This is a genomic window from Bradyrhizobium sp. CCBAU 51753 (genome assembly GCF_015291565.1).
Taxonomy (GTDB): domain Bacteria; phylum Pseudomonadota; class Alphaproteobacteria; order Rhizobiales; family Xanthobacteraceae; genus Bradyrhizobium; species Bradyrhizobium ivorense.
Map to the genome: position 1 here is coordinate 6,583,901 of NZ_CP030037.1, position 13,185 is coordinate 6,597,085.

Annotated in this window: 10 protein-coding genes; 5 read left to right on the top strand and 5 right to left on the bottom strand. The window is 58.5% G+C overall.

Annotated features, from left to right (window positions below):
• Nucleotides 1–121: 121 nt before the first annotated feature.
• From XH93_RS30210 to XH93_RS30230, 5 genes are all read right to left on the bottom strand, one after another.
• Nucleotides 122–625, bottom strand: coding sequence for a type VI secretion system tube protein Hcp (locus XH93_RS30210; RefSeq protein ID WP_172627061.1), 504 nt, complete (start codon nucleotides 623–625; stop codon nucleotides 122–124).
• Between the two features lie 116 nt (nucleotides 626–741).
• Nucleotides 742–2,241: a type VI secretion system contractile sheath large subunit gene (tssC, locus tag XH93_RS30215; RefSeq protein ID WP_139863078.1), complete on the bottom strand. Its 1,500-nt coding sequence runs from the start codon at nucleotides 2,239–2,241 to the stop codon at nucleotides 742–744.
• Nucleotides 2,242–2,255: 14 nt separating this feature from the next.
• Nucleotides 2,256–2,795: a type VI secretion system contractile sheath small subunit gene (tssB, locus tag XH93_RS30220; RefSeq protein WP_139485529.1), complete on the bottom strand. Its 540-nt coding sequence runs from the start codon at nucleotides 2,793–2,795 to the stop codon at nucleotides 2,256–2,258.
• A 160-nt stretch (nucleotides 2,796–2,955) separates the two neighbouring features.
• Nucleotides 2,956–4,377, bottom strand: a complete 1,422-nt coding sequence (locus XH93_RS30225; RefSeq protein WP_194470268.1) for an ImpA family type VI secretion system protein — start codon at nucleotides 4,375–4,377, stop codon at nucleotides 2,956–2,958.
• Nucleotides 4,378–4,792: 415 nt separating this feature from the next.
• A complete protein-coding gene (locus XH93_RS30230; RefSeq protein WP_194470269.1) occupies nucleotides 4,793–6,010 on the bottom strand; it encodes a hypothetical protein in 1,218 nt (405 codons plus the stop codon).
• Between XH93_RS30230 and XH93_RS30235 the strand changes: the two genes are divergently transcribed.
• The 5 genes from XH93_RS30235 (at nucleotide 6,004) to tssL (ending at nucleotide 13,173) form a co-directional block, all read left to right on the top strand.
• Nucleotides 6,004–7,929: a type VI secretion system Vgr family protein gene (locus XH93_RS30235; RefSeq protein WP_139863075.1), complete on the top strand. Its 1,926-nt coding sequence runs from the start codon at nucleotides 6,004–6,006 to the stop codon at nucleotides 7,927–7,929. The genes XH93_RS30230 and XH93_RS30235 overlap by 7 nt on opposite strands.
• A gap of 121 nt (nucleotides 7,930–8,050) precedes the next feature.
• Nucleotides 8,051–8,611 (top strand): hypothetical protein, encoded by a 561-nt coding sequence (locus tag XH93_RS30240; protein ID WP_194470270.1) that lies wholly within the window; start codon nucleotides 8,051–8,053, stop codon nucleotides 8,609–8,611.
• 114 nt (nucleotides 8,612–8,725) lie between these two features.
• On the top strand, nucleotides 8,726–10,132 hold the full coding sequence (gene tagH / locus XH93_RS30245) for a type VI secretion system-associated FHA domain protein TagH (protein ID WP_194470271.1): 1,407 nt from the start codon (nucleotides 8,726–8,728) through the stop codon (nucleotides 10,130–10,132).
• A gap of 141 nt (nucleotides 10,133–10,273) precedes the next feature.
• The gene (gene tssK / locus XH93_RS30250) at nucleotides 10,274–11,611 is read left to right on the top strand and encodes a type VI secretion system baseplate subunit TssK (protein WP_139863072.1); all 1,338 of its coding nucleotides are present in this window, start codon (nucleotides 10,274–10,276) and stop codon (nucleotides 11,609–11,611) included.
• 341 nt (nucleotides 11,612–11,952) lie between these two features.
• Complete coding sequence (tssL, locus tag XH93_RS30255) at nucleotides 11,953–13,173, top strand: type VI secretion system protein TssL, long form (RefSeq protein ID WP_244622421.1); 1,221 nt, start codon at nucleotides 11,953–11,955, stop codon at nucleotides 13,171–13,173.
• Nucleotides 13,174–13,185 lie beyond the last annotated feature (12 nt).

The window sequence follows — 13,185 nt, forward strand, 5'->3', positions numbered from 1 at the left end:
CGCTTTCCGCAGCAGCCCATTGCGAGAATGCAGTCCAACGCTTCCGATCCAGACCGCAATACACGGCTCGAGGCCGTGATTGCGATGAGGATGCACGTTGAATGGCAGGAATCAGGCGCCGCTATTTAAGATTGGAAGTCTGCTTCTGCAGGTCGTATGTGAACTCGAAATTGCCTTCCGCGCCGCCGGTGATGTCTGCCTGACCCTGGTAGGTGAAATCGATGGCGCCACAGGTCAGCGTTACACTTTCGTGAACGTATTGCTCGGACCCCGACCCGCTGTGCTGCACGCTCGTTATCAGAACTTCGTCCAGCTTGATGATCAGGTATTCGAGCTTGCTCTCGCCGGCAGCCTTGCGGCACGTAATCTTGCCGTCCTTGAAGTGCTTTCCGGTTGCGGCAGCATTCATCAAAGCAGCGCTCGCCTTGTCAACGTACTTGCTGATGTGAAAATCGGAGAAGGTGGGCTTGCTTTGCTGACCGCCCTGCCCCAGCGCAAAGGAGGCCGGATTGCTTACTCCAAAGGACCAACCGATGATATCGATCTCGTCCTTGTGGGCGGGTTTAGCGTCATCTATGGACTCGCCCTTAATTCCGTCGAGCTTCAGAAACATGTCGCCAGCCATCTGAATTACCTCCATGGTGCTGGGCACCATCGCACGCGGTGGTCACCATGACCCGACGCAAGACAAGGCACCCTGTAAAATTTGTCTTCGTATGGCCTCAGCCGTTCAATGCAATTTCACTTCGCGACAGGTAATCGTGACACCAGGCGCAGGCCGATATCCATCCCTTCGAGCTGGAAATGCGGCCGCAGTTCAAACGTCGCAGAGTAGTATCCCGGATTCTCCTCGTTCTCCACGATCGTGATCTTGGCGCCGGCCAGCGGCCTTCGGCACTTGGTGGTCTCACTGGAGTTCTTCGGATCACCATCAACGTATTCCATGATCCAGTTATTCAGCCACTTCTGCAGTTGATCCTTCTCATAGTACGAGCCCACCTTGTCGCGCACCATGCACTTCAAGAAGTGCGCGAACCGGCTGACCGCGAACATGTAGGGCAAGCGCGACGCCAAATTGCTGGAGGCCGTCGCCTCGGGATTGTTCTGATAGGCCTTCGGCTTGCAGAGAGATTGCGCACCTATGAACGCGGCCCGATCGGTGTTCTTGCGATGAATCAGCGGAATCAAACCTGATTTTGCGAGTTCCGCCTCGCGGCGATCGCTGATCGCTATTTCGGTCGGACATTTCAGGTCGACGCCACCATCGTCGGTTGGGAAGGTGTGGGAGGGCAAATCCTCAACTTCGCCACCCGACTGAACGCCGCGGATACGCGCACACCATCCGTACTCCTTGAAGGCGCGATTGATGTTGGCCGCCATGGCATAGGCCGCGTTCATCCAGGCGTATTTCTCGCCCTTGTGGCCGTCGGTATCCTCCTCGAATGCAAACTCGTCGACCGGCTCGGTCTTGGCGCCGTACGGCAGACGGGCAAGCACCCGCGGCAAACACAGGCCGACATATTTTGCATCGTCAGAATCCCGCAACGACTTCCATGCCGCGTATTCGGGAGTGTCGAACAATTTGCTCAGATCCCGCGGATTCATCAACTCGTTCCACGAATCCATTCCCATCAGGGTCGAGTCCGCGGCAGCGAAGAATGGCGCATGGGCGGCGCCGGCGATCTTGCTGAGATCTCGCAGCAACTGCACGTCAGTCGGCAAATGACTAAAGTAAAAATCGCCGATCAGACACCCGTATGGGTGACCGCCCAGTTGCCCGAATTCCTCTTCATACACTTTCTTGAATAGCGAACTTTGGTCCCAAGCGGCGTTGGGATACTGCCGCAAGTGTCGATAAAGCTCGTTCTTGGACGTGTTCAGAACGCGAATTTTCAGCATCGCGTCCGTTTCAGATTGGAATACCAGATACTTCAGACCTCGCCACGCGCTCTCGATCTGCTGAAATTCGGGCGCATGAAGAACCTCATTCATTTGCGCCGACAGCTTCTTGTCCAGTTGGGCGATCATCTCCTCGATGGTATCCAGCACATCGGACTTGATGAGGCTCGTGTCAGCCAGAGCCTGTGAAACCAGCGTCTGGATCGCGTTTTCAACTTCGGTGGCGGCTCGTTCGGTTCGCGGCCTGAAACTTTGCTTAAGCAGCGCCGCGAATTCATCGACCTCTCGAGTTTCAGAGACGCCTTCTTGGACGGTGCGCGTCGCCGCGGTTTCGGTGGCCATGGCCCAGTCTCCGATCAGGATTTGCTTTCAGTCGTGTCGTCGTCCGGGCCGGCTTGCTCGGAAGCACGGTTCTTGACCGCGGCCATGAGTTGCGGGTCCGACAGGAGCTTGCGCAACTGCGCTTCGGCGGCAACCTTGCCGTCCATGTAACGCTGCAGATTGGCCAACTGCTGCCGCGCTTCCAGCAGCTTTGCCAACGCCGGAATTTGCTTTGCGACCGCCGCCGGCTCGAAATCCGCCATTTTGTCGAACCGCAAACTCACGCCCATTTTTTCGTCGGAGTTTTCGGAGAGCTTGTTTTCGACACGGAAACTGACGCCAGGCTGAATCGCTGCCATTCGAGCGTCGAGATTGTCCATGTCGAACTCCAGGAACTTGCGGTCCTTGAGTTCCGGCTTTTCGACGCCCGGCGCGTTGCCCGACAAATCGGACAACACTCCCATGACAAAGGGGAGCTCGATCTTCTCCTCGGCGTTCGACGGATTCTCGTAAGTGATATGCACCCTAGGCGGGCGATTTCGGCGAATAAACTTCTGGCCGCTATCTCGTGCCATATACAGCCCCAATCTAAAAATGCAGGCCGTCGACCAAAAAACCGCGACAGCCGATCAAGTCCGTTGGATTGGTCGACTAATGCTCTAGATTAGACGGAATTTTTGTTATCCCGTCAATCGTCAAGAACATATCCGGCCATCCTTCCGTTTTAACCAAACTCTACCTTTCGGCGCCGATGTTCCTCAGCGCCGCCTTCGGCAATACGTCGCGAAGCACTGCCATGAAATCCCGTTCGGCCAAGGCCCGCGCGCGCTCGCAAAGCCACGGCACCGGGCTCGAGGGCTCGGTGCGGCGAAAATGGCGCTCGACCTGTTCCAGCAGCCCGATCGCTTCTGAACGCGATTCGATACGGTTGCGGGTATGCGGCATGTCTGCTGCACCATCCAAGACCTCGCCCGGCTGTGGGTTCGGGCTCTCGGCCGGCATGTGCAACTCTGGCGGTTTGGGAAGCTTGCCAAGCGGCAATTCGAAGACCTGGTCGCCGCCTATCTGGAACGCCGCCTTCTCGATTTGCGTGGGTACCAACACGCTCATCACCTCGAAGAACGACTTGCCGACGAGCTGGTGGGCCTGCCGAACCAGCGGAAGCGTGGGGCTCGAAGGCTCCGACCTGGCGTAGTAATCGGCAATCGCGGCCAGTGCTTCCTTTGCGTCGGTCAGCGAGCCCGCCGAGAAGCCCGATGACTGGGATGATGCGCTCGCCATTTCCGGCTCTTCGCCATCGGCAGTTGCCGGTTTGGCACTTTCCGCGGCGCGCGGATCCACGAACGCGAGGATATTGTTGGTCAGTGATGGCAGATTCTCGAGGCCGGCGGAGCCGCCTTGCTTCGCGAATGCATCGCGTATGCGGCTAAGGGAGGCCTTGAGCAGCCGAATGTTCCCGCGTGTCTCCTCGAGCATCGCCGGTTCGGCATCGCCTCTTGCCGAAACGATGCTGGCCAGATTCAGGGCAGGTTCGCCGTCGCGCGCCTTGGCTCCCCCATTCGCGATCATCCAGGCGCGATAGCTGATTGGTCCAATCCGACGCGCCTCGAACAGGGGCGTATATTGCAGCGCGAACACCACTGTCGGCAGTTCCAGCGCCGCCAGCGCCGATTGTCGCGCGGTCATTTCGCCGTCCACAACCCTCGGATGCACCGCATCCCAGTACAAATCGAGCGACTCGGCTATGGCGGCTATGCTGACTACGAAACCCTTCAGATCCCTGTTGAGAACCATCAACCGAGCGCGTGTGACCATCAACCGGATATCGCGGGTACGTCTCAACAACGGCTCAAGCGCATCGATTTGCCCGGGCAGGTCGACCGTAGTCCGGTCAAACGGTTTGCCATCCTCGCTGGAGAAGAACGACGGCGGCAAGATCCCTTCGACAGCGGCGAAGTAGTTGAGGTATGCCGCATCCTCTGCGATGTCCAAGTCCGGTCCGCAAGGGTCCTCGGCCGAGATCGGCCGACAGATCGCGGCGACCGCGGGATCCAGTGGAGCGGACGAAGTCGATATGGGCATTCCCGCCGGTATGGCGCTCGACGGCGCAGCGCCATCGTCGCGCTCCAATAAGGCCGAAGAATCAAATTCCGACACCGGCGCGCCCCCATCGGGCTTTGGCTTGATGCAAACGCAATCTACCTAACTGAAATCAATAATTCCAACGCGTATGATCTTAGAACGGCAATACTGCTTACCAATACCCTCTTCGACAAACATTTGCCACGGGTCATTGCCGTTCCGACAGAACGCAGGTTAAGCGCCTCCACCAAAGTTCGAGCGAGGCGGTAACGTCCATGCACGCTCGACCTGGGTTCGGCGGAAGACCGCAAGCAAACAGCAGAGGTATAATAGCACCTCAATACATTACCCGTGCATCGTGGCGAACACTCAACGCCGGATTGCCCGATGCAGAACATTGCCAAGAGCTTCCGTATTTCGAGACTCAACGTCCGCGAGCGCAGAGGCTATGGATGCAAGACGACGAGCCAAACGGACCGGTACGCTGACGCTAGGGCCCGGTGAGTATCACGTATTTATGACGGCCCGAAACGACGTCTGGCGATCGGATCTTTCCCTCGCTTTCCACGAAATTGATCGTCCCCATAAACACCGACTTAACCGGTCCCATGATGCCGCTTTGATAGGTCATGATCGAGCCCGTCGGCCAGGGATCAAAAAAGATGAATTCGTTCCCACTCGCGCTCGCCCCAAACAGAGTGATGTAATGGGTGTTGCTGCTCGGCTTTATGATGCCACCCTCGACCGTCAAGTCCTCGTTGTGGCCGACGAACACCTGCACGAAATTGCCGTTTTTCAATTGCTGCCTGATCTTCCTCGCCCCGGCAGCGACCGTTTCCTTCTTGAAATGAACTGCCGAGAGCTTCGATGGACTCGGGGTCCTGTAATATAATTGAGCGCCGCTGACGTAATGCCGCGGGGCATACACCGCCCCAAACGTCATCAGCGCGCCGCCACAATTCCACTTTTTTGGATCCGGTCCAGTGTTCTGCTTCAGCGGATTGTCGCTCAGCGCGTCCCACTGATCCCTTGGCAGTTCCTGATTATTGTTGGCATTCAAAACACGGTAGTAGGCAAGCAGATGGTCCGCGTCCGAGCTCATTCCAAGCATTTGAGCCAACAGGTCGGATTCAAAGTTGGCGTGTTTGCTCACCTGTCCCAGTGTGATCCTCAACGTCTCGTCCGCCCGATAGCTCGTTCCGAACGACGTCGTATCGTACTGCATGATGACGTATGAGATACGCTGGTTCACACCGAGCAGAACCACCTCGATGACGAAATCGATGATGCCGTGCCGGTGGACTTTCTGACTGACGATCTTGAGGCTGGGTGAGCAGGACAAGGAAGGGTTCTTGTCGCCGGGCGGAAATTTGCACCGCAATGCAATCCTCCTGCCCCTTCCTGAACCGTCTGCCGACGAATCGATACAAAGCTCGGTAAGCTTGCGTCCCTTGGGTGTCTGGAACTCCATAGCTCCCCCACAGGCGCGAAACACGACGTCTCGCGATAGCTCGTAGAGATCACCTTGAATTATGTCGGCGAACTTGAGGATTGGTTCAAGTTTGTGGACGACAAAGTCGAGCCGCCGCGCCGCTTTGCCTTGATCGGTTTTGACGCGGCGATTGACGCCCGCTCGACTACTAATTGGCAGTTCGATATCGTCGCCGATATTGGCGCAGAAGACGAGACGAGGATTTTTCAATGGCACCGCTTACTCAAACCGACGTCGTCGCAGAACTGACCACACCGCTGGGCAAGGACAAGCTAGTGCTGACCCAATTCACCGGGGTCGAAGGACTTGGCGAACTATTTGAATTCCAGATCGACGCGCTAAGCGAGCAAGGCGACATCAACTTCGACGCGGCGCTCGGCAAGTCGTGCACGATCAAGCTCAAGGCCTATAAGGGCAAGTTCCGCTTTTTCGATGGCATTCTCACACGAGCCCAATGGGTCGGAAAGACGGATGATTTCTTTCATTACCGTTTGGTGCTGCGCCCGTGGTTCTACCTGTTGGGCTACAAGGCCGATTGCCGCATTTTTCTCGACAAGAAAGTCAAGGACATCATCGAAGAGGTTTTCACGAAGGGCGGATTTCCCGACTTCGAATTCCGTCTCACCGCGGACTACGACAAGATCCCCTACTGCGTTCAGTATCGAGAGTCCGATCTGGCATTCTGCTCCCGCCTGATGGAGCTGTACGGCATTTACTATTTCTTCGAGCACCGTGAGGGCAAGCACACCATGGTGATGGCTGATGCACGCTCCTCGCACCGGAAGAACCCGGACGTTCCCACGCTACCCTACCTGCCCTTGCAAGGGACCGAACTGCACCTCGATCAATTGCTCGGCGCCTGGGTTTCAGAGCGCCGCTTTCGCACCGGCAAGATCGAATTCAATGACTACGACCCGACCAAGCCCAGCAAGAAGCTCCGAGCTCCCAATGAAGGATCGGAGCGGTACCAGCATTCAAAGCTCGAGGTCTATGACTATCCGGGAAAATACGACGAGCTGAGCAAGGGAAACAAGTTTTCGAAGTTCAGGCTCGAGGCCGAACAGTCATTTGATCACCGCCGCTATGTCGATGGCGACGCCGCTTCACTGTTTCCAGGCACCCTCTTCACCGTCGAACGACATCCAATTGCTTCGGAGAATCGCGAATTCCTCGCAGTCCGATGTTCACATCGATATGGCACCCAGCACTACCGCACCGGGTTCGGAGGCGGGGCCCCCGAGGAGCAAGTCTATTATGGGAATTATGAATTGCAGCCGAGCGATCGCCCCTTCCGTATGCTCCCCGTGACCCCGAAGCCGGTCATCTGCGGCATTCAGACAGCCAAAGTGGTCGGCAAGAAAGGCGAGGAAAGCGAGGAAATCTCGACCGACGAGGACGCGCACATCTGGGTTCAGTTCTTCTGGGATCGCGAGCCGCAGAAGTCCTGCCCGATTCGCGTGGCTCATGCCTGGTCGGGCAAGAAATGGGGGACCCAGTTTATTCCAAGGGTCGGCATGGAGGTGGTTGTGGAATTTCTTGAAGGCGACCCTGACAGGCCGCTGGTTACGGGATGCGTCTACAACGGCGACAACAAAGTGCCCTACAATCTGCCGGGCAAGAAGACGCAGTCCGGGACCAAATCGGAATCCTCAAAGGGTGACCACGGCTACAATGAATTCATGTTCGAGGACAAGAAGGGGGGCGAATTCATCCGCATGCATGCCCAGGCGGATCACCTCGTGACCATCAATGCCAACCAGACCGGTACCGTGGGCGTGGTCAAGCTGGATTCACCTGCCCTGGGAGGCGACCAGACCTGGACGGTTGGCGGCAACCGGTCATGGACGATCCAGAAGGGCAACGACACCGTGGAACTCCTGCTGGGAAATCAAACCATCACTCTCGATATCGGGCAGCAGACCGTGGACGCGATGATGGGGATCAACCTCACTGTGTGCTTCGGCATGAGCAGCATCCAAATCACGCCGGCGTCGATCTCGATGCTGTCGCCCGTGATCAACATCAATGGAGAGGCCGCGGTCAACATCATGGCTCCTGCGGTCAACATCGGCGCCACGCTCAACACACCACTTCTGGTTGCAGGCGCCGCTGTCGTCAGCGGCATACCCTTGTAGAACCGTCCCTTGCGCCGCGAGTGGTCCGATGCCTCTTGTGACGTCGGGCTCAATATGCGAATGTCTTGTTATACATTGATTTTTTTGCGTATCCTCCGGAAGCTGACGCCAGAGGTCATTGATGTCCCGAGTCCGTTTCGCGACCGCTCAGGCCTTGTTCGACGCATTTCCCGAAGTATCGCAGAAGGTCAGCGTAAAACCGACCGACCAGCCTCCCGTCGACTTCGCGAGAGCATTGTCGTCGCACGACAAGCTTCCGGAGGCGGTGGCGTTCTGCGCCTACCTCTTGCCGCGGCGCGAGGCGGTCTGGTGGGCCTGCGCGAGTGTCAGGGCCCTGGCCAGCGGCATCGCACGGGAGCCCGCCGTCGGATTGCTGGCCGCCGAAGCGTGGGCCTATCAGCCCGACGACCAGAACAGGCAGAAGGCATTCGAGATTGGGAGCGATGGCGACCAAAACGACCCTTCGACCTGGTTGGCGCGCGCGGCGGGATGGGCCGGCGGATTTCAGGTGCTTGGAGACCAGCAGGTCCCCACTCCGCAGTACATGACGGCGCGAGCCGTCCGCATCGCAATCTTGCTCAGCGCAGCGCGGATCGGAAGTTCCGAACGCCTGGCACGTTTGCGGTCATGTATCACGGATGGAATCAAGCTGGCTGAAACCGGAATTGTTCAGGACGGATGAGCGGCAGACAATGGGCAACGACACATGCGCTCAAAGTCCACTGGACGAAATCGTCAATGGCAGGCGAGAATTAGCCGCGATGCCAAAGACTAATCCTCTGCAGAGAAGCCGGTTATGGCACTCACGCTCAAGATAGAGAACCAAACGAGTCTGCCGGACGGCGGTCCGCTCAGCATATCTATTCAGGGCAAGCGGGGCATTGATATCGGTCGCAACCAATATCTCGATTGGACCCTCCCGGATCCGAGCCGTCTCATTTCAGGAAGACACTGCGAGGTGCGATGGCGGGAAGGCGGCTATTGGCTGCACGATATCTCATCCAATGGTACCTTTCTGCAAGGCGACAGCAACCGGCTAAAGGAGCCGCACCTGCTGCGCAACGGTGATCGATTTGCCATTGGGCACTATATTATCGCGGTCGAACTCGATGAAGACGCGACGCCGGCCGGCACGCCGGCACCGGGCGCTCCAGCCGTGGATTACGGTGGGCTATGGACTTCAACCGAGGATGCCGCGCCTCCCATAGACCGCAAGGAGTTGCGGGGACCTCGTGACCTTCGGCCCGTCGGGCCGGACTTTCTCGACTGGGCCGTGGACGTGCCTTCGGCCCAAGTTCCGCCTTCCAGTCCGCAGGGCGCGCCACGAGGTCTGAAACCAGCGCAGCCACAAGTAGAACCGGCCGAGAGCTGGGCCGATGCCCCTGCAAAGCGGCCCCCGGCAGAACCAGCCATCAATCCCCTGCCAAATCCGCGGCGTGCCTCGCCCGCTCCCGCCGAACCAAACGTGTGGGGTGCGGAGTCGATCGAACCGTCAGCGGCTTCGCTGCCTTCCGGAATTCAGGCGCAACCGACGCGGCCGGAGCCGCGAGAAGTGCCGGCTCCGAATGAAAATAGCGAAGCAGTCGCCGAGAAGGGAACCGGCAAACCCTCAGGGGCAGGAGCGGACTTCAACCGAATGTTTGCCCGCGGGGCGGGACTGTCCGATGACCCGTTCGCGGCGCGTGATCCAGCCGAGTTTGCCGAACAGCTCGGTCAATTGACGCTTCTCGTCATTGAAAACATGAGACAACTTCTCGATGCGCGTCAGCAAGCCAAGCGGCTTGCCCGGAGTGCGGACCAAACCACGGTTCAGGCGTTCGATAACAATCCGCTCAAGTTCGCCCCGACGGTCGAAGATGCCTTGCGCATCATGTTCGGCTCGAAGAATCGCGGCTTCCTCGATGCCCGGGGCGCACTGACACAAGGCTTTGACGACGTGAAGCGTCATCAGGTCAAGACCTACATAGCCATGCAGCAGGCGTTCAAGCTGGTTATTGAGGAATTCGACCCTGCCAACATCGAAGCAAAATCCACCAGCGACCGTGGTTTGGTCGCCATGGTCAGTTCCAACAAGGCGCGCTTGTGGGACATTCACGTAGCGCGTTGGCAGGCCCGGACTCAGCATCATAAGGACGGCATGCTCCGGGCCTTCATGGATTACTTCGCAGAATGTTACGACCGAGCCGGAAACGATGTAGGATAAACTGGTTTTAGCAAGCACCGAGAGAATTGATACTTACGCGACTGATAGTTCAATATGGCATGTTGGCGTAAGCTGACGATAACGCAAACCGGGTCCAGCACGCTATTTTCTTGGACCTAGCGAAATTGACATGGGTCGAGAATGTCCTGGTACACCAAGGTGGCATGGACGGAGGGGCTGTTCTTGCGGCCCCAGCATTTTCAGCAGAATGACCGCTACCATGAGCATCTCCTAACATCGCGGGTCCGCTACGCCACTCCTTATCCATGGGGGTTCTCCTACCTGGAGATCGACCGGGACCTGGCGCAGCAAAGCAAGTTCGGGTTGCGGCGGGCGGCCGGCGTCATGCCGGATGGTACGCCGTTCGACATTCCGGCCGACAGTCCGCTGCCGCCGCCGATCGTGATCCCGGACACTGCGTCCCAACAAATCGCCTGGCTATCGATTCCGGTTGCGGCCGCGAACACCCGCGAGGTCGACGATCGAGACGTCGAAAGCGCATCTCGTTTCGTTTTGAACGCCGAAACGTTCGTTGATTCCAGCTCGGCCCTCCGTCTCGAAGAAGAGATCGATATCGCGTTTCCCAGATTGGGCTACGAGCTCCGGAAATCCGCGAAGCCCGGCTACGTCGGGCTCGGCGTGAGCCGCATTCTCGAGGTCAGGGACAAACAGATCGTATTTGACGAAAAATACGTACCACCGGTGCTGCTGTGCAGCGCCCATCCGGTGGTCAATGGCTGGATCGACCGCGCGATTGGATGGATTGACAACAAGCTCGAGGAATTGGCGCGCTATGCCGCCGACCCGACCGCCGGAGGAGGATTGCAGAGCGCCGATTATTTTGTTCTGCAATTGTTGAACCGCCATATCGCAGTCCTGAAGCATTTCAGCTCTTCCGGGTATCTGCACCCTGAACGATTGTTCGAGGAATTTTTGCGTCTGGTCGGCGAGCTCGCGACATTTGCGACGCCCGAGCGTCGCGCGCGATCCTATCCGGCTTATGACCAGGACGACCTTGAGAACGTCTTCGGACCTGTGATGCGGGATTTGCAGGATTTCCTGAGCGCTCGTCTTGGGCGCAGGGCAATTCGTCTTGAAATTATCGAGCGCGCCGCGAACGCCTTTATTTCCCCAATCCGCGATCGAACGCTGTTTCGCAATGCAACGTTCGTGCTCGAGGTGGCCGCACGGCGTCCCCTCGTCGAAATTCAGAACGACTTTCCGCACCTGTTCAAGGTCGGACCGAACACCAAGATGAACGAAATTGTTCACGCCAATCTTCCAGGCGTTCCCTTGGTGCATTTGCCAACCCCTCCGCCGCATATCCGCGCGATCACCGACCACGTGTATTTTTATCTGGACAGAAAGTCACTGCTCTGGCCTGATTTCAGCACTGCTCCCTCCATAGGCATGCATTTTTCTGGAGACTGGCCGGAGCTCGAATTGTACCTCTGGGCCATTCTAGAAGACCGGCGATGAGCGACAGGGACAAACCGGTAAACCCATTCGGGCGCGAGGAGCGGACGGTTATCCGTCCCAACCCGGGCGGAAGGTTGCCGCAATCCCCCTCTCCACTGCCGTCGCCGGGCGAGTCGAGACCGAGCGTTCCGGATCCCCGGAGTCCGTTCTCACCAACCCCGCTTCCCGTCAACCCTGGATCACCGCCGCCTGCGCCGCAGCACCAACCAGTCCCGCCACCCGTGGCGCCGCTACTGTCGACGCCTTCGCCGTTCGCTGCGGCTCCGACAAGCCCCCAGCCGGAAGAGTGGATCTCTTCGCAGAACCAGCCATCGTCCCAGCTGAATCTGCCGGCGGCCCCGGTGCTGCGCGTCGACGACCTCGTTGCGCCGAACTCCAACCCGATCATGCGCGCCGCCGGGCCACTCCTCCAACTGCTGGGACGGCTTCGCGTGGCGCTGATGCGCGCGTCATTCGCAAGTCTGATGGATCAGGTCGCGGACGCGGTGAAGTTCTTCGAAACGGAGATCAGATCAGCGGGCGTCTCGGAACAGCAGGCAAACACCGCCAAATACATCCTGTGTGCGACCGCCGACGATATCGTTCAGCACATTCCAACGGACGAGCGGCACGTCTGGGCCCAGTACAGCATGCTGAGCCGGTTCTTCGGTGAACGGGTCGGCGGAGTGCGCTTCTTTGAAATTCTGGACCGCCTGAAACTGGACCCGCTGACAAACTATCCGATACTCGAACTCCAGCATGCCTGCCTCGCACTCGGCTTCCAGGGCATGCACCGCAGCACAGCGGGCGGCGTGGCCGGATTGCAAACGATCCAGCGCAATCTTTATGAGCTGCTTCGCCAGGTTCATCCGAAGGTCATACGCGATCTATCGCCGCACTGGCGCGGCCAGGCATTGGCCGGCCGCCGGCTCCGGATTCGAATTCCGACCTGGCTGGTGGCTTCCGTCGCTGCTGCGCTTCTATTTGCCGGCTTCATCACACTGCGCGCCTGGTTGACGTCGAGCGCCGAGAAGGCCGCGCAGGTCGCCTCCTCGTTGCACCCCACCGACAAGATCGAACTGAAGCGAAAGATCATCGCGCCCCCTCCCCCGCCGCCTCCGCCGCCTCCACCGGAGCGGATCACGCAGCTGCAACGAATTCGCAACGCCCTGGCGGCCGAGAATACGGCCTGCAAGATGACCGCCGACTACGCCGGAAACTTCATCGTGATCCGGGTCTGCAACCTGATTCTGTTCGAGTCGGCGCAGGCGACAGTTCTGGAGCAATTCAAGCCTGTGGCCGCCCGCCTTGCCGTGACGCTGGACAAGGAACCGGGGAAGATCCGCGTGGTCGGTCATACCGACAACACTCCGATGAGAAGCGCGCGGTTTCCTTCGAACTTCGAACTCTCGCTGGAGCGCGCAAAGGCCGCGGCGGCGACGCTGAAGCGTGGCCTTTCCGACGGGAGCCGGGTCGAGGTCGAAGGAAAGGGAGCTGACGCACCGATCGACACGAATGCCACTCCGGCAGGCCGCGCAAACAATCGCCGCGTCGAAATCTTCATCGCGCGAAGCGAGGACTGAGGGGGATGAAGG